The 24,162-nt window shown below is 49.9% G+C and carries 22 protein-coding genes; 6 read left to right on the top strand and 16 right to left on the bottom strand.

Going from position 1 to position 24,162, the window contains the following annotated elements:
* Nucleotides 1-25 precede the first annotated feature (25 nt).
* The 5 genes from asnB to nagB form a co-directional block, all read right to left on the bottom strand.
* Nucleotides 26-1,690 (bottom strand): asparagine synthase B, encoded by a 1,665-nt coding sequence (gene asnB / locus FCH32_RS05855; RefSeq protein ID WP_096757878.1) that lies wholly within the window; start codon nt 1,688-1,690, stop codon nt 26-28.
* A gap of 253 nt (nt 1,691-1,943) precedes the next feature.
* Nucleotides 1,944-2,696, bottom strand: a complete 753-nt coding sequence (nagD, locus tag FCH32_RS05860; RefSeq protein ID WP_096757877.1) for a ribonucleotide monophosphatase NagD — start codon at nt 2,694-2,696, stop codon at nt 1,944-1,946.
* A 103-nt stretch (nt 2,697-2,799) separates the two neighbouring features.
* Complete coding sequence (nagC, locus tag FCH32_RS05865; protein ID WP_115259091.1) at nt 2,800-4,020, bottom strand: DNA-binding transcriptional regulator NagC; 1,221 nt, start codon at nt 4,018-4,020, stop codon at nt 2,800-2,802.
* Between the two features lie 8 nt (nt 4,021-4,028).
* Nucleotides 4,029-5,177, bottom strand: coding sequence for an N-acetylglucosamine-6-phosphate deacetylase (nagA, locus tag FCH32_RS05870; RefSeq protein WP_174360639.1), 1,149 nt, complete (start codon nt 5,175-5,177; stop codon nt 4,029-4,031).
* A 61-nt stretch (nt 5,178-5,238) separates the two neighbouring features.
* Nucleotides 5,239-6,039 (bottom strand): glucosamine-6-phosphate deaminase, encoded by an 801-nt coding sequence (gene nagB, locus FCH32_RS05875; RefSeq protein ID WP_003022803.1) that lies wholly within the window; start codon nt 6,037-6,039, stop codon nt 5,239-5,241.
* Nucleotides 6,040-6,383: 344 nt separating this feature from the next.
* Here nagB and nagE point away from each other — a divergent pair, with 344 nt between their 5' ends.
* The 4 genes from nagE to FCH32_RS05895 all read left to right on the top strand — a co-directional run bounded on the left by nagE (nt 6,384) and on the right by FCH32_RS05895 (nt 12,559).
* Nucleotides 6,384-8,330: a PTS N-acetyl glucosamine transporter subunit IIABC gene (gene nagE, locus FCH32_RS05880; protein WP_117342231.1), complete on the top strand. Its 1,947-nt coding sequence runs from the start codon at nt 6,384-6,386 to the stop codon at nt 8,328-8,330.
* Between the two features lie 212 nt (nt 8,331-8,542).
* Nucleotides 8,543-10,210 (top strand): glutamine--tRNA ligase, encoded by a 1,668-nt coding sequence (gene glnS / locus FCH32_RS05885; RefSeq protein WP_117342232.1) that lies wholly within the window; start codon nt 8,543-8,545, stop codon nt 10,208-10,210.
* A gap of 560 nt (nt 10,211-10,770) precedes the next feature.
* Nucleotides 10,771-12,177, top strand: coding sequence for a chitoporin ChiP (gene chiP, locus FCH32_RS05890; RefSeq protein ID WP_115259087.1), 1,407 nt, complete (start codon nt 10,771-10,773; stop codon nt 12,175-12,177).
* A gap of 49 nt (nt 12,178-12,226) precedes the next feature.
* Entirely contained in the window at nt 12,227-12,559 is a 333-nt protein-coding gene (locus FCH32_RS05895; RefSeq protein ID WP_115259086.1) for a ChiQ/YbfN family lipoprotein, read from the top strand.
* Between the two features lie 49 nt (nt 12,560-12,608).
* Here the strand turns inward: FCH32_RS05895 and FCH32_RS05900 are convergent, their stop codons facing one another.
* From FCH32_RS05900 to ybfF, 11 genes are all read right to left on the bottom strand, one after another.
* On the bottom strand, nt 12,609-13,427 hold the full coding sequence (locus FCH32_RS05900) for a PTS system mannose/fructose/sorbose family transporter subunit IID (RefSeq protein WP_115259085.1): 819 nt from the start codon (nt 13,425-13,427) through the stop codon (nt 12,609-12,611).
* Entirely contained in the window at nt 13,411-14,172 is a 762-nt protein-coding gene (locus FCH32_RS05905) for a PTS mannose/fructose/sorbose/N-acetylgalactosamine transporter subunit IIC (protein WP_115259084.1), read from the bottom strand. The genes FCH32_RS05900 and FCH32_RS05905 overlap by 17 nt, the downstream gene beginning before the upstream one ends.
* A gap of 10 nt (nt 14,173-14,182) precedes the next feature.
* Nucleotides 14,183-14,656, bottom strand: coding sequence for a PTS sugar transporter subunit IIB (locus FCH32_RS05910; protein WP_115259083.1), 474 nt, complete (start codon nt 14,654-14,656; stop codon nt 14,183-14,185).
* Nucleotides 14,649-15,380 (bottom strand): BtpA/SgcQ family protein, encoded by a 732-nt coding sequence (locus tag FCH32_RS05915; RefSeq protein ID WP_217438923.1) that lies wholly within the window; start codon nt 15,378-15,380, stop codon nt 14,649-14,651. Before FCH32_RS05915 ends, FCH32_RS05910 begins: the two co-directional genes overlap by 8 nt.
* Before the next feature lie 14 nt (nt 15,381-15,394).
* On the bottom strand, nt 15,395-15,817 hold the full coding sequence (locus tag FCH32_RS05920; protein ID WP_115259080.1) for a PTS sugar transporter subunit IIA: 423 nt from the start codon (nt 15,815-15,817) through the stop codon (nt 15,395-15,397).
* A 151-nt stretch (nt 15,818-15,968) separates the two neighbouring features.
* Nucleotides 15,969-18,695 (bottom strand): sigma 54-interacting transcriptional regulator, encoded by a 2,727-nt coding sequence (locus tag FCH32_RS05925; RefSeq protein ID WP_174360641.1) that lies wholly within the window; start codon nt 18,693-18,695, stop codon nt 15,969-15,971.
* Between the two features lie 276 nt (nt 18,696-18,971).
* A complete protein-coding gene (gene fur, locus FCH32_RS05930) occupies nt 18,972-19,424 on the bottom strand; it encodes a ferric iron uptake transcriptional regulator (RefSeq protein WP_115259076.1) in 453 nt (150 codons plus the stop codon).
* Complete coding sequence (locus FCH32_RS05935; protein ID WP_115259075.1) at nt 19,417-19,503, bottom strand: ryhB-regulated fur leader peptide; 87 nt, start codon at nt 19,501-19,503, stop codon at nt 19,417-19,419. The genes fur and FCH32_RS05935 overlap by 8 nt, the downstream gene beginning before the upstream one ends.
* 210 nt (nt 19,504-19,713) lie before the next feature.
* The gene (fldA, locus tag FCH32_RS05940) at nt 19,714-20,244 is read right to left on the bottom strand and encodes a flavodoxin FldA (protein WP_167456047.1); all 531 of its coding nucleotides are present in this window, start codon (nt 20,242-20,244) and stop codon (nt 19,714-19,716) included.
* Nucleotides 20,245-20,514: 270 nt separating this feature from the next.
* Nucleotides 20,515-20,802 (bottom strand): LexA regulated protein, encoded by a 288-nt coding sequence (ybfE, locus tag FCH32_RS05945; protein ID WP_096757867.1) that lies wholly within the window; start codon nt 20,800-20,802, stop codon nt 20,515-20,517.
* Between the two features lie 128 nt (nt 20,803-20,930).
* Complete coding sequence (gene ybfF / locus FCH32_RS05950; RefSeq protein ID WP_096757866.1) at nt 20,931-21,704, bottom strand: esterase; 774 nt, start codon at nt 21,702-21,704, stop codon at nt 20,931-20,933.
* 195 nt (nt 21,705-21,899) lie between these two features.
* Between ybfF and seqA the strand changes: the two genes are divergently transcribed.
* Both seqA and pgm read left to right on the top strand, forming a co-directional pair.
* On the top strand, nt 21,900-22,442 hold the full coding sequence (gene seqA / locus FCH32_RS05955; protein WP_096757864.1) for a replication initiation negative regulator SeqA: 543 nt from the start codon (nt 21,900-21,902) through the stop codon (nt 22,440-22,442).
* Nucleotides 22,443-22,466: 24 nt separating this feature from the next.
* Entirely contained in the window at nt 22,467-24,107 is a 1,641-nt protein-coding gene (pgm, locus tag FCH32_RS05960; protein ID WP_115259072.1) for a phosphoglucomutase (alpha-D-glucose-1,6-bisphosphate-dependent), read from the top strand.
* The last annotated feature ends 55 nt before the right edge of the window (nt 24,108-24,162 follow it).

Consider the following 24,162-nt stretch of genomic DNA (forward strand, 5'->3'; position numbering starts at 1 on the left):
TCAGGGCTCTTAGTGGATGATGGGCTTACTTATAAGCCGACTGGTGCACGCCAACCGCACGGCCTGATGGATCGTTCATGGTTTTGAACGCTTCGTCCCATTCGATGGCTTTGGCAGAAGAACAGGCGACGGACGGGCCACCCGGCACACACTCGGCGGCGCTGGCTACCGGGAACAGCTCTTCAAAAATCTCACGGTACAAATACGCTTCTTTAGACGATGGTGTGTTGTACGGGAAGCGGAAGCTGGCGGTTTCCAGTTGTTGATCGGAAACGTGCTCTGCCGCCACTTCTTTCAGCGTGTCAATCCAGCTATAACCGACGCCGTCAGAGAACTGCTCCTTCTGACGCCATGCAATGCTGGCTGGCAGGTAGGATTCAAAACATTCACGCAGGACATGTTTTTCCATCTTTCCGTTACCGCACATTTTATCCTGTGGGTTGATGCGCATCGCGACATCGAGGAATTTCTTGTCGAGGAACGGTACGCGGGCTTCAACGCCCCAGGCCGACATGGCTTTGTTGGCTCGGGCGCAGTCGAACATATGCAGTGCCTGCAGTTTACGTACTGTTTCTTCGTGCAGTTCTTTTGCGTCCGGCGCTTTGTGAAAATAAAGATAACCGCCAAATACTTCATCAGAACCTTCGCCTGACAGCACCATTTTAATGCCCATCGCTTTGATTTTTCTTGACATTAAGTACATCGGTGTTGAGGCGCGAATGGTGGTGACGTCATAGGTTTCAATGTGATAAATCACATCGCGGATGGCATCCAGGCCTTCCTGTACGGTGAAATGGATCTCGTGGTGTACGGTCCCCAGGTGGTTGGCGACTTCCTGAGCGGCTTTCAGATCCGGTGCGCCTTTCAGGCCCACGGCGAAGGAGTGCAGTTGCGGCCACCAGGCTTCACTGCGCTCTTGATCTTCAACACGGCGCGCTGCATATTTTTTGGTGATAGCGGAAATCACGGACGAATCCAGGCCACCAGACAGCAGCACACCATAAGGCACATCTGACATCAGATGGCTTTTAACCGCATCTTCCAGCGCCTGACGCAGTTCGTCTTTATCCGTCACATTGTCTTTTACGGCATCGTATTCGAACCAGTCGCGCTGATAGTACTGACGGATTTCCCCGTCTTTGCTCCACAGGTAGCTACCGGCCGGGAATTCTTTAATGGTGCGGCAAACAGGAACCAGCGCTTTCATCTCAGACGCCACGTACAAGTTGCCGTGTTCATCATGACCCATGTACAGAGGGATAATCCCAATGTGATCGCGGCCGATCAGATACGCATCCTGCTCGCTGTCGTAGAGTGCGAAGGCGAACATGCCCTGCAGGTCGTCAAGGAATTCAGGCCCTTTTTCCTGGTACAGCGCAAGGATAACTTCGCAGTCGGAACCGGTCTGGAACTGATAGCGATCGCCGTATTCAGCACGTAACGCCTGATGGTTATAAATCTCGCCGTTTACCGCCAGGATATGCGTCTTTTTCACGTTGTATAGCGGTTGAGCACCGGCGTTAACGTCGACAATGGACAGACGTTCATGTGCCAGGATCGCGTTATCACTGGCGTAAATACCCGACCAGTCCGGGCCGCGGTGGCGCATCAGACGAGACAGCTCGAGGGCTTTTTTACGCAGCTCAACTGCGTCGGTTTTAATATCAAATACGCCAAAAATAGAACACATAACCTTCTCCGTTAACCCGTTGCGTGATGCTTTTTATGTTTGCTTAATAAAGAAAATGCCGTAAAGCCGCAGAGGGCGCAAGGAGTTTGGTGAGGAGAAAAGAAAAAACTCAATGATGATTGTTGAATAGTGAAAAAAGAGTATGTAATGAGCGTATTTATTGATGAATCGCCAGAAAAATGGCGGTTTTATTAGATGGGGTTATTTAGTGTGCCGGTTAACGTGTTCTTAGGGTTATCCGGCACAGCGTTGCTTAAATAACATCTATCTCGGCAACGGACGGGTAGATCCAGCTTGGTCGGAACGGCATGCTGTCGATATCATCAAGGGTGGAAATGCCAGACAGCACCAGGATAGTTTCAAGACCGGCCTGGAAGCCAGCCAGAATATCGGTACGCAGGTTGTCGCCAACAATGACGGTCTCTTCCGAGTGCGCCTGCATTTTGTTGAGTGCCGCGCGGATAATCCACGGGCTGGGTTTACCTACGTAGAAGGGCTCACGGCCTGAAATCTTCTCAATACCGGCGCACAGCGCACCACAGGCAGGATAAAAACCGCGACCGTGCGTATCCGGGTTGGTGGCAATGAAACGTGCGCCATTGGCCACAAAGTATGCCGCTTTATGCATCATGTCCCAGTTGTAGGAACGCGTCTCGCCGACGATCACAAAATCGGGGTTAACGTCGGTAATGGTGAAGCCCGCTTTGTACAGTTCGTGGATCAGTGCGCCTTCACCGACAACATAGGCTTTTTTTCCTTCCTGGCGACGCAGGAAATCGGCGGTAGCCATGGCGGAGGTATAAAACACGCTGTCAGGAACATTGACACCTGCGGTGGCAAAGCGGTTTGCCAGATCCTGTCCGGTCTGCGAAGGGTAGTTAGTCAACAGGACTAACGGCAAGCCTTTCTCCATCACGCCGGTCAAAAATTCTGCCGCACCCGGTACGGCAACATTGTCGTGCATCAGCACGCCGTCGATATCACAAATTACATTCTTAATGGCCATGGACAATCCGACATCAAAATAAGAAGGCGTTACTATACATAAAATACACTCAATTATTCGAGTTGCCTCAGCGATACAGAGGCAGCTTGAAGAGTGAGGTGTATTAGCTTTCCAGCAAACGTTGTAGCAACGTTCCGTTGAGCATGGCGCGTTTCACCAGCGCAAATGCGCCAATGGCGGAACGGTGGTCCAGCGTGGAGCGAACCACGGGTAAATTGTGGCGAAATGCCTTCAACGCTTGGGCATTAATGCAGCTTTCGATCGCTGGCAGCAGGACCTTATCTGCCTCTGTAATCTCACCAGCAATAACGATTTTTTGTGGGTTAAACAGGTTGATGGCTATAGCGATAGTTTTACCCAGGTGGCGGCCCACGTGCTCAATCACTTCCGATGCCAGGTTATCGCCTTTGTTGGCAGCCTTACAGATAGATTTGATACTGCAATCATCAAGCGTTAGCCGACTTGGATAACCTTGCTTGAGTAAGTTTTGCACGCGATGCTCGATGGACGCGTTGGCCGCGATAGTTTCCAGACAACCAAAGTTACCGCAGTGACAGCGCTCGCCCAACGGCTCTACCTGAATATGGCCAATCTCGCCAACGTTGCCGTTACGGCCAATAAAAATGCGGCCATTGGAGATGATCCCGGCACCGGTTCCGCGATGCACTCGCACCAGAATGGAGTCTTCGCAGTCCTGACTTGCCCCGAAATAGTGCTCGGCAAGTGCCAGACTACGGATATCGTGACCAACAAAGCAGGTCACCTGGAACCGTTTTTCCAGCGCCTCGACCAGCCCCCAGTTTTCAACCTGAATATGCGGCATATAGCGAATGACGCCACTTTCTGGGTCAACCAGGCCTGGCAGAATAACGGAGATGGCAATTAGCTCACGGACTTTCCGTTGGCAGCTGTCCATAAAGGTGGCAATGGTATTGAGTAGCGCATGTTCCAGCGTTTCCTGGGTGCGCTCGGGTAAGGGGTAGTGCTCCTCAGCGACGGCTTTGCTGCTCATATCGTACAGCGTTAGCGTAGTGTCATGACGGCCAAGACGCACGCCAATGGCGTGGAAGTTGCGTGTTTCAGTGACGATAGAGATAGCGCGGCGGCCCCCGGTGGAGGCCTGCTGATCCACTTCTTTGATCAGCCCGCGTTCAATAAGCTGGCGCGTAATTTTAGTTACGCTGGCGGGAGCAAGCTGGCTCTGTTCGGCAATCTGGATGCGCGAGATTGGCCCATGCTGGTCAATCAGGCGATAAACTGCCGCGCTGTTAAGCTGTTTTACGAGATCAACATTACCTATTTGAGCTTGTCCGCCTGGTGTCATTCTTTCTCTTACTCTGTAATGACCTCGTTGCCATTAACGATGGTCTTGATGATTTTAAAGTCGTGTGTGAACGCGGTCAGGTTGGCGACTTTGCCTGGGGCGATACTGCCGAGTTGCTTGTCCACGCCGATGGCGCGAGCGGGGTAAAGTGTTGCCATACGCAGCACTTCATCCAGCGCAATGCCGCAATGTTCAACCAGATTACGTACACCTTCAATCATGGTTAATGACGAGCCGCTCAGGGTGCCATTCTCATCCACACACAGTCCATTGCGGTAGTATATTGTTTTACCAGCGAAAATGAACTGTTCAATATTTGCACCCGCCGGCGCGGTGGCGTCGGTCACCAGGCACAGCTTGTCACCTTTCAGGCGTTTAGCGTTACGGATGTTAACGTAATCGACGTGCAGACCATCGGCGATGATACCGCAATAAATATCGGCTTCATCAAGGATGGCACCAGCCAGACCCGGTTCGCGGCCAGTAATGTAAGGCATGGCGTTGAACAGGTGTGTTGCAAAGGTAATGCCCGCACGGAAACCGATTTTGGCTTCTTTTACCGTCGCGTTTGAGTGACCTGCTGAAACGACAATACCGGCATTGACCAGTCGGGTGATCACGTCAGCAGGAACCATTTCTGGTGCCAGCGTAACTTTGGTGATCACATCGGCATTATCGCACAGGAAGTCGACCAGCGCAGCGTCAGGCTGACGAACAAAACTTGGGTTATGGGTACCTTTTTTCACCAGATTCAGCCATGGGCCTTCAAGGTGAAGTCCTAATGCCTGATTCGGGTGTTTTGCCAGGTATTCACGCATCACGCGAACGCCTTGTTTCATCAACTCATCGCTGGTGGTGATAAGCGTAGGCAGGTAGTTAGTGCAGCCCGATTTCTCGTTAGCTTTCTGCATGATTTCCAGCGTTTCAACGGTCACAGCTTCTGCCGTATCGTTGAACTGCACGCCGCCGCAGCCGTTTAACTGCACATCAATAAAACCGGGGGAAAGAATGGCCCCATTCAATGAGCGTTGTTCAATCTCCGGCGGTAATTCAGCCAGTGGGCAAACGCTGGCTATCAGGCCATCAGCGACGACAATCGCATGGTCATCAAGAATTTCGTGACCGGTAAAGATCCGGCCCTGGGTTAAAGCATACATTCCGACCCCCGATTTCAAAAAAATGCCGCCCTGCAACGCTTTCGGCTGGGCGGAAACAGCATTACAGACCTTTAATATTTTCGGCTTCTAACTCGTTAAAGTATTTCAGCGTCTTCACTTTCAGTTCCATTGTGGAAGGTTCATCGCAAACCACAACGGCTTTTGGATGCAGCTGCAGGCAGCTGATGGTCCACATATGGTTGACGTTACCTTCAACGGCAGCCTGCAGAGCCTGCGCTTTTTGGTGGCCCAGCACCAGAATCATCACTTCTTCGGCATCAAGCAGTGTACCCACGCCAACGGTCAGCGCATATTTCGGCACCTGGCTTACGTCACCGTCAAAGAAACGAGAGTTCGCCACGCGTGTGTCGTGAGTCAGCGTTTTGATACGCGTACGAGAGGCTAAAGACGACGCCGGTTCGTTAAATGCGATGTGCCCGTCGTTGCCTACACCACCCATAAACAGGTGGATTTTACCGTAGGAACGGATTTTTTCTTCATACTGACGGCATTCTGCATCGATATCTGGTGCGTTACCATTGAGGAGGTTGATGTTTTCTGCTGGAATATCAACATGATCAAAGAAGTTGCGATGCATGAAGCTGTGGTAGCTTTCTGGATGCTCTTTCGGCAGGCCAACATACTCGTCCATATTAAATGTGACAACATGTTTGAAGCTAACCTGGCCCGCTTTGTGCATTTCGACTAATGCTTTATAGGCTGTCAGTGGGGTGCCGCCAGTCGGCAGGCCCAGAACGAACGGACGATCTGCCGTTGGTTTGAACGCGTTGATACGGTTAACGATATGGCGAGCAGCCCATTTGCCGACTTGTTCAGCGGTATTCAGGGGGATCAGTCTCATTCTTCACCTCAGTAGTCAATGTAAGCAGTTGGCGGATTGAGTCGCTGTGCAGTATTAAGCGTAACCTGGTTTTGCATCGGTAAGGATCAATCCGTTTCGATTTTTTGAATGATAAAATAAGTTTTCGTAGTTAGCCAGTGGAAGGGAGGGTTAATAACGATATTTGGTGACTGTAATCACAAAAAACACGCTTTTAATTTGCGATACGAATTAATTTTCCACACACTCTGAATGTAGATGAATGGTTAATATCGTTGTTCCAGAATATCTTGCTGTCAGAATTGGTCGCACAATAAAAATATGGCTTCAAAGGAGCCTAATCGGGGTCTCGTAGGGGGAATAAAATGAATATTTTAGGTTTTTTCCAGCGGCTGGGTAGGGCGTTACAGCTCCCCATCGCTGTGCTGCCTGTCGCGGCACTGTTGCTGCGATTTGGCCAACCAGATTTGCTTAACGTCGCCTTCATCGCGCAAGCGGGTGGGGCCATCTTTGATAACCTCGCGTTAATATTTGCCATCGGTGTGGCATCCAGCTGGTCTAAAGACAGTGCGGGTGCGGCAGCGTTGGCAGGTGCCGTTGGTTATTTCATATTGACCAAAGCAATGGTTACCATTAACCCGGCGATCAATATGGGTGTGCTGGCAGGTATCATTACCGGTCTGGTCGGCGGTGCCGTGTATAACCGCTGGTCTGGCATCAAACTGCCTGACTTCCTGAGCTTCTTCGGCGGTAAACGCTTTGTGCCAATCGCCACCGGTTTCTTCTGTTTGGTTCTGGCGGCTATCTTCGGCTACGTATGGCCGCCGGTACAAAATGCCATCCATGCGGGTGGTGAGTGGATCGTGGGCGCTGGTGCGCTGGGTTCCGGTATTTTTGGTTTCATCAACCGTCTGCTGATCCCAACCGGTCTGCATCAGGTTCTGAACACCATCGCCTGGTTCCAGATTGGTGAATTCACCAACGCGGCAGGTGCGGTCTTCCACGGTGACATCAACCGCTTCTACGCGGGTGACGGCACTGCAGGTATGTTCATGTCCGGCTTCTTCCCGATCATGATGTTTGGTCTGCCGGGTGCGGCACTGGCAATGTACTTTGCCGCTCCGAAAGCGCGTCGTCCGATGGTTGGCGGTATGCTGTTGTCCGTGGCCATCACCGCGTTCCTGACCGGTGTGACCGAGCCGCTGGAATTCCTGTTCATGTTCCTGGCACCATTGCTGTATCTCCTGCACGCATTGTTAACGGGTATCAGCCTGTTCGTTGCGACATTACTGGGGATCCACGCGGGCTTCTCCTTCTCAGCAGGTGCTATCGACTACGTGTTGATGTACAACTTGCCGGCTGCAAGTAAGAACGTCTGGATGCTGGTTGCGATGGGGCTGGTGTTCTTCGTCATCTATTTTGTGTTGTTCAGCGCGGTTATTCGTATGTTTAACCTGAAAACGCCGGGCCGCGAAGATAAAGACGATGAAATTGTTACTGACGAAGCCAACAGCAACACTGAAGAAGGTTTAGCCCAACTGGCCACCAGCTACATTGCTGCGGTTGGCGGTACCGATAACCTGAAAGCCATTGATGCCTGTATCACTCGCCTGCGTCTGACCGTTGTCGACTCCGCGAAAGTGAGCGATGCAATGTGTAAACGCCTGGGTGCTTCCGGTGTGGTTAAGCTGAACAAGCAGACTATTCAGGTCATCGTCGGCGCGAAAGCGGAATCTATTGGCGACGAAATGAAGAAAGTTGTCGCACGTGGTCCAGTTGCCGCAGCGTCTGCTGACAGCGCGCCTGCAGCAGCCCCGGCTGCAAAACCGCAGGCTGTGGCGAATGCTGTCACCGTTGAAGCGCTGGTTTCTCCGATTACCGGTGACGTGGTTGCGCTGGAGCAGGTGCCTGATGAAGCCTTCGCCAGCAAAGCGGTCGGCGACGGCGTGGCGGTGAAACCAACCGACAAAATCGTGGTTTCTCCGGCAGCGGGTACCATTGTGAAAATCTTCAATACCAACCATGCGTTCTGCCTGGAAACGCTGAAAGGCGCGGAGATCGTGGTCCACATGGGTATCGATACCGTGGCGCTGGAAGGTAAAGGCTTTACGCGTCTGGTGGAAGAAGGTGCGGAAGTCAAAGCAGGTCAGCCAATCCTGGAAATGGATCTGGAATACCTGAACGCCAATGCTCGTTCAATGATTAGCCCGGTTGTCTGCAGCAACAGCGATGACTTCGGTGGCCTGGTGATTAAAGCCGAAGGCCATGTGGTTGCCGGTCAAACGCCACTGTACGAGATTAAAAGTAAGTAATCGCGCGTAGGCCGGAGAAGGCGTAAGCGCTGCCATCCGGCAACATGAAATGCGTCACCAGCGGCGGGGAGCAATCTCCGCCGCTTTTTTTTGCAGCAAATGCCCGCATAATGACTGTCTGATACGTATTTTGCGTAACTAAAGGTTGTCAGTCAGTCCTGCTTATAAGATCATACGCCGTTATACGTTGTTTACGCTTTGAGGAATCCACGATGAGTGAGGCTGAAGCCCGCCCGAGTAACTTTATTCGTCAGATCATCGATGAAGATCTGGCCAGTGGTAAGCACACCACTATCCATACCCGTTTTCCGCCGGAGCCAAATGGCTATCTGCACATTGGCCACGCGAAATCCATTTGTCTGAACTTTGGTATTGCGCAAGATTACCAGGGCCAGTGCAACCTGCGTTTTGATGATACGAACCCGGTTAAAGAAGACATCGAGTACGTTGAATCCATCAAAAATGACGTTGAATGGTTAGGTTTCCACTGGACTGGCGATATTCGCTACTCGTCGGATTACTTCGACCAGCTGCATGCCTATGCGGTAGAGCTTATCAACAAAGGCCTGGCGTACGTCGACGAACTGTCAGCTGACGAGATCCGTGAATACCGTGGCACCTTGACGCAGCCTGGTAAAAACAGCCCGTACCGCGATCGTAGCGTTGAAGAGAACCTCGCGCTGTTCGAAAAAATGCGTACCGGTGGTTTTGAAGAAGGGAAAGCCTGCCTGCGCGCGAAAATCGATATGGCCTCTCCGTTTATCGTCATGCGCGACCCGGTGCTGTACCGCATTAAATTTGCCGAGCACCACCAGACCGGTAATAAGTGGTGCATCTACCCGATGTACGACTTTACCCACTGCATCAGCGATGCGCTGGAAGGCATCACGCATTCCCTGTGTACGCTGGAGTTCCAGGACAACCGTCGTCTGTACGATTGGGTACTGGACAACATCACCATTCCGGTTCACCCGCGCCAGTACGAATTCTCGCGCCTGAATCTGGAATATACCGTGATGTCCAAGCGTAAGCTGAACCTGCTGGTCACCGACAAGCACGTTGAAGGCTGGGACGATCCGCGTATGCCGACTATCTCTGGCCTGCGTCGCCGTGGTTATACTGCTGCCGCTATCCGTGAGTTCTGTAAACGTATTGGCGTGACCAAGCAGGATAACACTATTGAGATCGCCTCTCTGGAATCCTGTATTCGTGAAGATCTCAACGAAAACGCACCGCGCGCGATGGCGGTTATCGATCCAGTGAAACTGGTTATCGAAAACTATCCGCAGGGTGAAAGCGAACTGGTTACTATGCCGAACCATCCGAATAAACCGGAAATGGGCAGCCGTGAAGTGCCGTTTAGCGGTGAGATTTGGATCGATCGCGCAGATTTCCGCGAAGAAGCCAACAAGCAGTACAAGCGTCTGGTGATGGGCAAAGAAGTGCGTCTGCGCAACGCGTATGTTGTTAAAGCCGAGCGTGTTGAGAAAGACGCAGAAGGCAATATCACCACTATTTTCTGCACCTATGACGCTGACACGCTGAGCAAAGATCCGGCCGATGGGCGTAAAGTCAAAGGCGTTATTCATTGGGTCAGTGCGGCACATGCACTGCCAATTGAAATCCGTCTGTACGATCGTCTGTTCAGCGTGCCGAACCCAGGGGCGGCGGATGACTTCCTGTCCGTTATTAACCCGGATTCACTGGTTATCAAACAGGGCTATGGCGAACCATCGCTGCAGGCTGCCGTTGCGGGTAAAGCCTTCCAGTTTGAACGTGAAGGGTACTTCTGCCTCGATAGCCGCTATACAACGGCGGATAAGCTGGTGTTTAACCGTACTGTGGGTCTGCGTGATACGTGGGCTAAAGTGGGCGAGTAAGCTGCAATACCCCCTGTCAAACGCCGCGCTCTGCGGCGTTTTTTTTATCTCGACATCCTGCATTACTGGCTCTGTTTGCAGAGCGAATTAATTATTATTACGTCGTGTCCTGAGAATTAGTTAATTACCTATCAAAACCTTATGCCCGAGGACGACTCTGACTGTAACTGCTTTCATCCATATGGAAAACAAGCATTTTTTTCATTTTTCAACGTTTTTATATCTGCACATGAAAATGTAACAGAAAGCAATCAAATATGTGCGGTTGCTCATATTCTTACATACTGGTTACAAAAAGAGATTGATAATTCGCGTCGCGAAAAATAGTCTATTCATTGTAGTCAATGAGGTTTTCTCAGCGCTACTTTTTTTACTTTTTGTTTTTTCGCTGACCGCTTTTACCGGCAGCATTTTATACCCAATGGATTTCGAGTTGCATCAAGGCGGCGACGCAGCGAATTCCCAAGAGCGTACATCAGTACGTGACTGGGATGAGCGAGGAACGCCAACGCAGATGCGGCTTGAAAGACGAAGGGTTATACGTCAAAGAGGATTAACATATGCGTACGTTTAGTGGCAAACGTAGTACGCTGGCGCTGGCTATCGCCGGTATCACAGCAATGTCGGGTTTTGTTGTCGCTCCCCAGGTACATGCCGAAGGATTTATTGATGACTCAACCTTAACCGGCGGCATCTATTACTGGCAGCGTGAGCGTGACCGTAAAGATGTGACCGATCATGACAAATACAAAACCAACCTTTCGCACTCCACCTGGAACGCCAACCTCGACTTCCAGTCCGGTTACGCGGCTGATATGTTTGGTATTGATATCGCTGCATTTACCGCTATTGAAATGAACGAAAGTAGCGAAAGCGGTCATCCAAACGAAATCGCATTCTCTTCCAAAAATAAAGGCTATGACGAAGATTACTCCGGCGATAAGAGCGGGATTAGCCTTTATAAAGCAGCAGCTAAATTCAAATACGGCCCAACCTGGGCGCGCGCTGGTTATATTCAACCCACCGGGCAGACGTTGCTGGCTCCGCACTGGAGCTTTATGCCGGGTACTTATCAGGGTGCTGAAGCCGGTGCTAACTTTGACTATGGTGATGCCGGTGCGCTGAGCTTCTCCTACATGTGGGCCAACGAATATAAAGCACCGTGGCACATCGAAGTCGATAAATTCTATCAGGCCGATAAAAAGACCAAGGTAGATTACCTTCATTCGGTCGGCGCGAAATATGACTTCAAAAACAACCTGTTGCTGGAAGCGGCATTTGGTCAGTCCGAAGGCTATGTCGATCAATACTTCGCGAAAGCCAGTTACAAATTTGATTTAGGCGGCAATCCATTCACCACCAGCTATCAGTTCTACGGCGCACGCGATAAGGTTGATGACCGTACCGTTAACAATATTTATGACGGTACCGCCTGGCTGCAGGCGCTGACCTTTGGCTACAAAGTGGCAGAAGTGGTTGATCTGCGTCTGGAAGGTACCTGGGTGAAAGCGGACGGACAGCAGGGCTATTTCCTGCAGCGTATGACGCCAACCTATGCCTCCTCAAACGGTCGTCTGGACGTGTGGTGGGATAACCGCTCTGACTTCAACGCCAACGGCGAAAAAGCGGTTTTCTTTGGCGCAATGTATGACCTGAAAAACTGGAACCTGCCGGGTTGGGCTGTGGGTGCCTCCTATGTTTACGCCTGGGACGCGAAGCCATCGACCTGGCAGACTAACCCGGATGCATACTACGACAAAAATCGTACCATCGAAGAATCGTCTTACAGCCTGGATGCGGTCTACACCCTGCAGGACGGTCGTGCGAAAGGCACGATGTTTAAACTGCACTTCACCCAATACGACAACCATTCAGACATCCCAAGCTGGAGTGGTGGTTACGGCAACATGTTCCAGGATGAGCGCGACGTGAAGTTCATCGTGATTGCACCATTCACCATCTTCTAATGCCAACCGCGGCAGGCCAGGTGCCTGCCGCAACGTTGAGGACTGTTCTATGAAAAAACTGATACTCATCGCCGTCATGGCATCTGGGCTGGTGGCCTGCGCACAATCTCCGGCGCCAAAAGAAGACAGCCGTTTGAAAGAAGCCTACAGCGCCTGCATCAACACCGCACAGGGATCGCCAGAGAAAATCGAGGCCTGCCAAAGCGTGTTAAACGTGCTGAAGAAAGAAAAGCAGCACCAGCAGTTTGCCAATGAAGAAAGTGTTCGCGTACTGGATTATCAGCAGTGTATCCAGGCGACGCGTACGGGCAACGATCAGGCCGTTTCGGCTGATTGCGACAAGGTATGGCGGGAAATCCGCAGCAAGAACACAGCGCAGTAAAATGACAGGTAAAAAACGGGCGGATAGTCTCCGCCCGTTGCTGTTTTTGTTAACCCAGAATATTCAAATAGGCACCCAGTATTGATACGACAACGATGCCAATAAGAATGCGGGAAATTTGGATGTTCTTCCCTAACAGATAATACATTACGCCAAATGCCCCCATCGGTAACAGACACGGCATAATATCGTTTAAAATCTTTTGTAACGGCACGGCATAAGCACCTTCGCCAATCACAAAGGGAACGTTCAATGAGACCATGGTGGCGGTCATTCCTCCTATGACCATCAGCCCCAATATTGCCGCACCGTAGGTGATTTTCTGCATCATTCCCGACTCCTCCATTTTTTTGAAGAAATCAGCACCCAGTCGGTAACCGCCCATCAAACAGAAGTAGCGGATAAAGTAGTGGGGAATGTTAAACACCAGCAGGAACAGTAGCGGTCCCAGAATATTGCCGGATGATGCTAATGAAATCCCCAACCCCGCGGCGATAATACGCAGCGTTCCCCAGAAGAATGAATCACCAATACCCGCTAATGGACCCATCAGCGATGCCTTCACGGCGTTGATTGAGCTGGCGTCGAAGTCATCGTCGAGCATCCGGCGCTCTTCCATGGCTGACGTAATCCCCAGCGGCAGCGTCGACAAGTGAGGCGTGGTATTAAAAAACTCCAAATGCCGGACCAGCGCGTCGGAGATTTCCTGGTCGGTTTTACACGTTTTACGGATAATGGGCACCATCGAAAAGGTATAACCCATATGCATCATACGCTCATAGTTCCACGACGATTCCATGGTCAATGAGCGGAAATAGACGCTCCAGAGATCGCGTTTGGTAATTTTGACATCAGAATTCGTTGTCATCGATGACCTCTTGTTTTTTTGCTTCGTTATTAACGAGTACGATTGCGAGGAACAGGCCAAACAGGGCGATCCCGACCAGCGGTAGTTTTAAATATGCCGCTAGTAGAAAACCAAAGAAGAAATAGGGGAATACTTTTTTGTTGATGATCATTCTCGCCAGCATGGCAAAACCGAGCGCCGGTAAGATGCCCGTGGCGATAGTCATTCCCGTCATAATATCTTTGGGGATCGATTCGAGAATGGCATTAACCACCGGCGTCCCAACATAAAAAGCAAAACCAACCAGAATCGCAAACGGCACGGAACAGGCGAGGGTAGAGTAAATATGCATGCGGACCACGCCGCTGATATTGGCATTTAACGCATGTTTGTCTGCGCGACGGCAAAATATCGGCAAGACAAAGATATACACGGCGTTTTGTAATACCAATACCAACGTAGCAATAGGTACCGCAAGAGCTACGGCAGTGGCCACGTTTTGCCCAGAGGCAATGGCAAAGGCGGTGCCTAAAATACCGCCAGACGTCACATCAGGGGGATTAGATGCGCCAATCTGGAATGCGCCTAACAGCACAAGTTCAATGGCCGAACCAATAATGATGCCATTGGTGAGATCGCCCATAATTAGCCCCACCAACGGCCCCATTACGATCGGACGTCGGAGCATGGCGGTACCGAAGATGGAGTCCAGGTAACCGACACAGGATAAACCACCCAATAAAAAGGATTGCATTAGTAAGCTCATATCCACTACCTCATCCCAGTAAGGCGATAGCTTTCAGTCGGGTATCGTTCGGTACTTGCCTGATCTCAAGTTCGACACCTTTGTTATCCAGTTCTTTTAATTGTGTAACGTCGTGGTCGGTAATAAATATGGCTTTTGATATTTGACGCGTGCCCGGTGCAGATTTAATCCCACCCAGATTGATACTGACAATTTTTTCGTATTCCATTGCCAACGCGTGTGCATCATTAATCGATGCAACAACAATAAAGAGGTTATATTTTTCTGTCGCGCCGCTTTGTAAGGCTTTGATCGAATCTGCAATATTTTTAATAACCAATTTAACGTTATTCGGTCGCGCCAGGCGCATGGCCGTCATTTTTAACTCATCATTGATGATGTCATCATTGGCAATAAGAATGCAATCGGCCTGCAGCGCCGCAGTCCAGGCAAAAGCTACCTGGCCATGTAATAAGCGATGGTCTACACGTAATAATTTAATCATTTTGTTTAACCTTTTGCATTAGCTGTGAAACGTGTTCGGCACAGACATCGCCGGTGTCTTTATAGGTATCTTTGAAATAACTTCCTACCACTGCACCTGAACCCATGGTCAACTGATGCTGACAATTGTCGAGGGTGATCCCGGCACCAATAATTAATGGAAAGTCACCAATGATGGCCCTGAATTCGCGGATTTTATCTTCATCTGTTTCCTGTCCGGTGGCATCACCGGTGACGACAATGGCGTCACAGCGTTGCATCCCTAGCGTCAGGTCTTCCTGCAAGCTGCGTCCAGATTTGTAGGGTTGATACTTGAAACGTACACCACCGAATACGGCAAAAGAAGCATTGCGACGATTTTCCTCAATAAATTGGGCAAATGAGAGGTCTTCATCGAGAGGCAAATGTCCGGCAACAGAATCTAACTGGATAAAGCTGGCGTGATATTTTTTGGCTAACTCAAACCCTTTCTTATCATCGTCTAACAGATTGACGCCGTAGGTAATACCCGGTTGAGTGCTGTCGAGGTAATGCAGCACGCTTTCAACTTGTGCAGGGGTGCCAAAATAGTTTTCAACAATCACCGCATCTACGCCATTTTGTTGATAGATAGCGATCTCTTTTTTTGCATTTTCGAGGACATCACGGTCGTTTTCACCTTTCAAATGCAGCATGGCAAGAATGAATTTATTGTCACCAAATAACGTTTCAACTTTATTTTTCATGTTCGCTCCTGGCATTAAAAATCATCTGATTTTGGGGTGCTGTTGAATAACACATCATTGCAGTACTGGATGGTTTCTTTGGATTCCAGAACGGCGGTTCTAATTAGCGCTTGGGTGTCGTCGGTATCGGGGTTTTCCAGAATCAATGCAATCAGTAACGGTAAATTGAGTCCGGTGATTAAATGCAGGCGCGGATCGTCAAGATGAGTAATAAACTCGTTAGTCACGCTTCCCTTAGAGATATCGGTGATCACAATGGCTTCATCTTGGCTGCCCAACGTGCTCATGAATTTTTGTACGCTGAGTTTGATATCAGGCACATCCTCGGTGTAGGCACACAGCGTGGAAATATCTTCATTTTTACCCACGACCATTTCCAGTGAATCCCTGATTCCATCAGCAAATCTGCCATGACTGGCGAACAAAAACTTACGCATACCGCTCCATGCTCCACAATGAGTGACGACACTACAGGTGTCGCCATAAATGATGAGACTGAATTGAGATAGCAGGAATCATGCCAGCTAATGTCAAAGCGGAAGGAGGTGAGAGGGGGGGGGGTTAATCCATCATTATGATTTTAAAGGATTAATTTGATTTTATGATATCGTAAATATAGCCAATTTCGCTGAACGGAATGGTGACACTATAGGTATCTTCTATGACACTAAAGGCATCCTGAATCATGCACAGTGTTTCTTTATCACTTTGACTAAGCGTCTGCTGTGCCGGGTAGTTCTCAAGAGGAATCTGACGAATCAAACGTTCCAGCATGCAGCTGGCATGGACATACAGGTTAATCTTCGTCTCATTGGCTAAGCGTTTTTTGAGTAATCTTTCGAGAGTACTGATACAGATATCAAGGTGCTCAAGGATTTTTCCGGTATCCAGAATCGTCAACTGAGCGATGACCCGCTTGAGCGAAAAGTTATGTACCAATCTGTCGTTGATGGTCTGAATCATATCGGTATCAGCAATGCCCTGGAAAACCGTTTCCAGGCGAACATCACCCCGGCCGCTGATCAGGTCATCCAATGAAATATAGGGAATAAAGGGGATATCCGGATTAGCTGTTCCGACAACAGCAATAATGTCATAGAACTGAGACAGTGACTGGCGGGAGGACTCTGAAAGCAGTAGCTGGTGGTCATAGGCGATAACATCCACCCCTGCTTCTTTCGGAATACTGTCTTCCAGCAATGTCTGTATTCGCTGCGCCGTACCCATTCCGGTATAGCAGCTGGTAATGATTACTGGACGTTTGACCTGCTCTGAATAGATGATTTTACTGTCATTCTTTTGGTAAGAGGTGACGTTCTCAACAATGCTTTCCAGCGGAGCGTTATCTAATAATAACTCACCGACGTGTAGCGCCATTGCCGTGGAGACATTATTAATAATGGCGACAGGGAAATGGATGCTTTTATTGAACTCAGAGTAAATATCCGTTAACGACCCCATATCTACCAGAATGACCAGCCCATTGGACATATCATTATCATTAATGTACTGCAGTATATTACTGGCGATATCTTTGATGGCCGTGTCGATAGGCATATCGAAGGAGGCAAAAAGGGTTTCACCCAACATGCGGTTCACGACATTGGCAATACTGCTGGCCGTTGCATAGCCATGTGCCAGAATGACCGCTTTGGTTCGTGGTGCAACGGTCACCATCTTCATACTTTTCAAATATAGCGTGAAGAAAACGTCATCTTCCTGGGTAATCTTGAGATCAAATCGCTGGGCGATCTGTGTTGATAACATACTCGCAATCAGGTTCTCTTCTGCCAAATGTTGGCTAATATACTGATGTAAATTTTTGAGCGTTTTTTTATGCGCCAGGATGCCGTCATTACCCTGCTTATTTTTAGTAAATAAATACCATGCTAAGCCGTACAGTCGATTACCGTTAAATTGGACCGAATGTTTGCTTTCTATCTGCTGAACAATATCCTGGATAGTATTGAGATGTGAATAAATGGCCGGGTGATCGTTTTGTGCCGTTGGGTTAAATATGATCTTATCGAACAGCGTATCGATTTCACGAGAGACTTCTGGGAGCAGTACATTTTCGCTATTTTGCTGAAACAGGCTGAAGATCTTATCCCAGAATTCACTAATAAAATGGTTCAACGGTACTACAGGGAGAACCAATTGCTGTAGCGTCATCGAAGGGGTAAATACGACAGCGGTTCCTACAACCTGGTGATTAATTTGCACACCATGCGGCATAAAGCTGTCTGGTAGATCGTCTAAGTGTAAAGAGAGGCACTGATCTGCTTGAGACTTTGCAAAACGCGTGGCACTCAGGCAGGTGATGGTATTTTTTAATTCACCGATATTTCCGCTGTAGATGTGTCGTTTTAAGACGTTCAGCACCTGTGGGGACAGTTTGATATTGCGCTTGAGCAGTTTCGACTCATGCAGGAAAAAGGCATAAATAAACTGGATTTTTTCCGCTTCACCGCGCTGTTCCAACGAAGGAATGGCAATATTCAGCGGGATACGACGTATAAACGTTTCCAGAAAATACTCTTTGGGCGAGACGGTTGTGGCGAAAACCAGTCTGACCTGAGCGCTGATTTCTTTTTCGCTTTCCCCCATGCGACGAAAACGCCCGGTATCCATAAAGGTGAATAACTTTTCCTGACCCTCCGGATGTAAGCGGTGGATCTCATCCAGAAATAGCACCCCTCCATCGGCTTTTTGCAGAAGTCCTTCGCTGGTTTTATCTGCCCCTGTAAATGCACCTTTGATATAGCCAAAGAGGTGACTCGAAAGTAATTCAGGGTTGTTGGCATATTGAGCACAATTGAACGCAATAAATGGCGCGGTGGGGGGCAGGATTTTCTTCTCCACAGCTCGCTGCCAGGATAATTGTGCCAGCATGCTCTTACCGCTGCCGGTCGGGCCATACAGCATTACTGACAGACCGTGAGGGGGATAACAGATCGCGGTATTCAATTTTTCTATAACGGGGACTAAACTTCCCTGGGAACCGATCAATCCGGCAAACGTGTCTTGTTGTTTATATTGATGCTTTTTTAGCTCAGCGGCGCCTGAGAAGACGGACTGACTGACACGAAAAAACTGTTCTTCAAAAACGGCTTTGTGCAGAAAATAGACGGGCCGGGTATTCAGTTTTATGACCAGATTATCGTCAATGAGCTGATTCAGATAGTGGCTGATGGTATTACGCTTCACATTGAAGTGTTCTGCCATCGTTTGGGCCGTATGAAAGTCGTCCAGCGAGTCAAAAGAAAAATGACGGGTCTCTTCTGCCAAAAATGCAAAGATCTCTTCTTTTAACACCGTGAGCCTCTTAACTGTTCCATGCGGGTTCTAACGTCTGGTGCGCATATAAAAGTAACAAAAATAAAATGTTGTGGGACATAATGGCTCATTTGGAGTTTTTGAGTCATCACGTTTTCTACGCGTGTTATTTTGATTTAGCCGCGGGGGAGGTTATCACATTTTGCGGATAGTCGGCGGATGGTTGGCGGTGATTGTGACTATTTCGTACTTAAATTTTACTGATACGTTAATCCCCGGCTCAACGTTGAGCGGGGGACTGACGTGATTCAAAACTTATTTTGCAACACCGTCGTGCGCATGCTCATCTTCGCGGCAATCGCCTTCAGCGCAGTGGCCGTAAAGATAGAGGCTATGATTCGTTAAACGAATACCATGTTTAGTGGCAATCTCACGCTGGCGCGCTTCGATAGAGTCATCGCTGAATTCGACCACTTTGCCACAGTCGAGGCAAATCAGGTGATCGTGATGATGCTGTTGAGTCAGTTCGAAGACGGATTTGCCCCCTTCGAAATTATGTCGGGTCACGATACCGGCATCATCAAACTGGTTCAGTACGCGATACACGGTCGCCAGACCAATCTCTTCACCCATATCGATCAGGCGTTTGTATAAGTCTTCCGCACTGACGTGATGGTTATCCGGTTCCTGAAGAACTTCCAGAATTTTTAAACGAGGAAGCGTTACTTTCAGGCCAGCCTTCTTTAATGCGGTATTGTTGTCAGTCATGCGGAATCTGTCCTGTAGCTAAACGGTTCACTTCATTAAAAGAAGTGACAGAAATTGCACTTGAGATAATGCGTATCATTATAGAACTGCCACGCCTAAATGAAAACTGCAAGCCTCTGGCAAATATTGTTAATCAAAACGTGGTATCGCCAACAAACACACTGTGCAATACCCGATTGGCATCCAGCCATTGTACAGGGTCAGGCGAGAAAGTTACAAATTTGTAGCAATTATTTTGATTGGTTTTATCTATTGATGCGGCACAGATGAAGATCTGCGCCGCACGAAATTAGGCGTTAATAATCTCGTCGAGATGCAGTTCCGCTGAAATCTGCTTAACCCATTTTTCAACGCGTTCTGCGGTCAGTTCAGGCTGGCGATCTTCATCGATAGCCAGGCCGACAAAGTGGTCGTCGTCAGCCAAACCTTTGGATGCTTCAAAGTGGTAACCCGCCGTTGGCCAGTGACCGACGATGGTTGCGCCGCGCGGTTCGATGATGTCGCGAATCGTGCCTAACGCATCGCAGAAATATTCTGCGTAATCTTCCTGATCGCCACAGCCAAACAAAGCAACCAGTTTGCCGTTAAAATCAATGTCTTCGAGGGTCGGGAAGAAGTCGTCCCAGTCACACTGCGCTTCACCGTAGTACCAGGTCGGGATGCCGAGCAGCAGAATGTCATACCCTTCCAGGTCTTCTTTGCTGCTTTTTGCAATGTCATGTACATCGGCAACGTCTTTACCAAGCTGTTTTTGAATCATTTTTGCGATGTTTTCGGTATTACCGGTGTCGCTGCCGAAAAAGATGCCAGTGATTGCCATGAGTAAAATAACCTCTTGAAACTTATTGAAATGGTGGTGGCGCATTGCCCACGGATAAGGGCAATCATAGCAGAACAGTCAGGCATGCGGAAACAGCAAACACGCTGGACTGCACTCTGTGCTACACGATTTATGATTTATACCCGTCATACTTCAAGCTGCATGTGCGTTGGCTTTCCTCGCTCACCCCAGTCACGTACTTATGTACACTCCTGGAGATTCGCTGCGTCGCCGCCTTGATGCAACTCGAATTATTAGCAGAATTTCAGACTATGCCTGACCACGCAATGTGGCGAGTTGGATCATCAGCATTTCTTCAATGAGTTCACTGCGGCTCATATTACGCGCATCAGCCAGCTCATTCAGCGCGTCAACGGCGTCGGCGTTCAGTTTCAGTTCGACACGCTTAAGCCCACGAACTTTGTCGCGTTTAAGCTGATTACGTTTGTTAATACGTAACTGTTCATCACGCGAAAGCGGATTGGTTTTGGGTCGTCCCGGGCGACGCTCCTGCGCGAACAGATCTAATGTCGTACGGTCCGTTTGTTCTTTGGCCATGATCTTGGTGACTTCGGGGAAACAATCAGCCAGGCGTCTGCCCGGATGGATAGCGCGCCATCATACATCAGCAGGGGAGGCGCGCCAACGCCCACGCACGTAATCGCGCGCGGACGCTGAGTTTTTAATCAGTTAGCCTGTTCTGTCAGATAACGACGGATGGCGCGCAGCACGGCTTCGGGTTTTTCTGCATGCACCCAATGGCCCGCGCCGGCAATGACATGTGCCCGTGCCTGGGGAAATTGCGCCAGCAATGGGGCTCGATACGCTTCAGTAACGTACGGTGAGTTCCCCCCAGGGATGAACAGCGCCGGGTGATCCCAGGCCGGAATGGTTTCCCAGCCGACAATATGCGGATACTGATCCCACAATACCGGGACGTTAAAGCGCCATTCACCGTCTATAAATGATTTCAGCAGAAACTGGATCACGCCTTCTTCTTTAAGATGTTGGCGCATCACGCTAGCCGCCTGCTGGCGCGACGCGGCTTCTGCATCCGTCACCGCATTAATCGCCGCAAATATCTCATCGTGACGGCGGACCTGGTAATCAACCGGGGCAATATCGATAGCCACCAGCTTATCGATACGTTCCGGTGCCAGGGCGGTTAGCGCCATCACGGCTTTGCCCCCCATTGAATGGCCAATAAAGGTGGCTTTTTCTATCTGTTGGGCATCCAACGTATCCAGCAGATCTTGCGCCATCGCCGGGTAGTTCATCTCCGGAGAACGGGGTGAGAGGCCATGATTTCGCATATCAACCTGGATGATATTGTGATCGACAACCAGAGAGCGGGCCAGTATGCCCAGATTGTCCAGGCTGCCAAACAGCCCGTGCACCAGGACGATGGGAGAATTATTGTGCAGGTTTTGTGCAGATTGCGCTCGGATATTCAATTTCATGGCAAAGTTCTTTTTTTCACGCTAGCGGGTTAGGGTATCATGTTGACCATTCTGCCACACGGCTGCAACAACTACGGTTACTCCGAGTTTTTCCGGCCATCGGGCTTGACGCTATCCGCTGTTGGGATTTGCCTTTACACTACGCGTGTACAGTCCCAACAACTTGTATTCAGCTAAACACCGCACTGGATTAAGATGAAAACGATTGAAGTTGATGATGAACTCTATAGCTATATTGCCAGCCATACCAAGCATATCGGCGAGAGCGCATCCGACATTTTACGGCGTATGTTGAAGTTTTCCGCTGCATCACAGCCTGCCACGCCGGTGGTGAAAGACGTCCGCGCCGTGCAACCTGTCGTGGAAGCCAAGCCGGTTAACCCTGTAAAAGACAAAGTGCGCGCCATGCGTGAACTGCTGCTTTCCGATGAATATGCGGAACAGAAAAAAGCAGTGAATCGCTTTATGCTGGTGCTGTCTACACTCTATTCACTGGATCAACACGCGTTTGCCGAGGCAACAGAATCGTTGCATGGTCGCACGCGCGTCTATTTTGCAGCGGATGAACAGACGCTGCTGAAAAATGGTAATCAAACCAAGCCGAAACACGTGCCAGGCACGCCGTATTGGGTGATCACCAACACGAATACCGGCCGTAAATGCAGCATGGTTGAACACATCATGCAGTCAATGCAATTCCCTGCGGAATTGATTGAAAAGGTTTGCGGAACAATTTAATCCTTGCATTAGAAGGACCAGGCAATGGCAATCCACAATCGTGCAGGTCAACCTGCACAACAGAGTGATTTGATTAACGTCGCCCAACTGACGGCACAGTACTATGTACTGAAACCAGAAGCAGGGAATGCAGAGCACGCCGTTAAGTTCGGTACGTCCGGGCATCGCGGCAGTGCAGGTCGTCACAGTTTTAACGAACCGCATATTCTGGCTATCGCTCAAGCGATTGCTGAAGAACGTGCGAAAAACGGAATTACTGGCCCTTGTTATGTGGGCAAGGACACTCACGCGCTGTCTGAACCGGCATTTATCTCTGTACTGGAAGTGCTGGCGGCAAACGGCGTTGATGTCATCGTGCAGGAAAATAACGGCTATACGCCAACGCCCGCCGTGTCTAACGCTATCCTGGTCCACAACAAGAAAGGCGGCCCGTTGGCTGACGGTATTGTGATCACACCGTCCCATAACCCGCCGGAAGATGGCGGGATTAAATACAACCCGCCAAACGGTGGTCCGGCAGATACTAACGTCACTAAAGTGGTGGAAGACAGGGCCAATGCACTACTGGCCGATGGCCTTAACGGCGTGAAACGTATTTCACTGGATGCGGCGCTGGCGTCGGGTCACGTGAAAGAACAGGATCTGGTGCAACCGTTCGTTGAAGGATTGGCAGACATCGTCGATATGGCCGCGATCCAGAAAGCGGGCCTGACGCTGGGTGTTGATCCGCTGGGTGGCTCCGGTATCGAATACTGGAAGCGTATTGCTGAGCACTACAAACTGAATCTGACCATCGTTAACGATCAGGTTGATCAGACCTTCCGCTTTATGCATCTCGACAAAGATGGCGCCATCCGTATGGACTGCTCCTCTGAGTGTGCCATGGCGGGTCTGTTGGCGCTGCGTGATAAGTTCGATCTGGCGTTTGCCAACGATCCGGACTACGACCGTCACGGCATTGTTACCCCGGCTGGGTTGATGAACCCGAACCATTATCTGGCGGTGGCAATCAACTACCTGTTCCAGCATCGTCCGCAGTGGGGCAAAGAGGTTGCTGTCGGTAAAACGCTGGTGTCCTCCGCGATGATTGACCGCGTGGTGAATGACCTGGGTCGCAAGCTGGTGGAAGTGCCGGTTGGCTTTAAATGGTTCGTTGACGGTCTGTTTGACGGCAGCTTTGGCTTTGGCGGTGAAGAGAGCGCGGGCGCGTCATTCCTGCGTTTCGACGGTACGCCATGGTCGACGGACAAAGACGGGATCATCATGTGCCTGCTGGCGGCGGAAATTACCGCGGTTACCGGTAAAAATCCGCAGGAACACTATAATGAACTGGCCGCGCGCTTTGGTGCGCCAAGCTACAACCGTTTACAGGCTCCCGCGACGTCTGCGCAGAAAGCAGCGCTGTCTAAACTGTCTCCGGAAATGGTTAGCGCCAGTACGCTTGCCGGTGACCCGATCACTGCACGTCTGACCGCTGCACCAGGTAACGGTGCCTCCATTGGCGGTCTGAAGGTGATGACCGACAACGGCTGGTTTGCCGCACGCCCGTCCGGCACCGAGGACGCCTACAAAATTTACTGTGAAAGCTTCCTCGGCGCTGAGCATCGCCAGCAGATTGAGAAAGAAGCGGTTGAGATTGTCAGCGAAGTGCTGAAAAACGCATAAGGCGTAGACCGGATGACGATGCTCGCGTCGCCATCCGGCATGAATTATAAAAGCC

This window comes from Citrobacter gillenii (assembly GCF_013337685.1).
Lineage (GTDB): Bacteria > Pseudomonadota > Gammaproteobacteria > Enterobacterales > Enterobacteriaceae > Citrobacter > Citrobacter gillenii.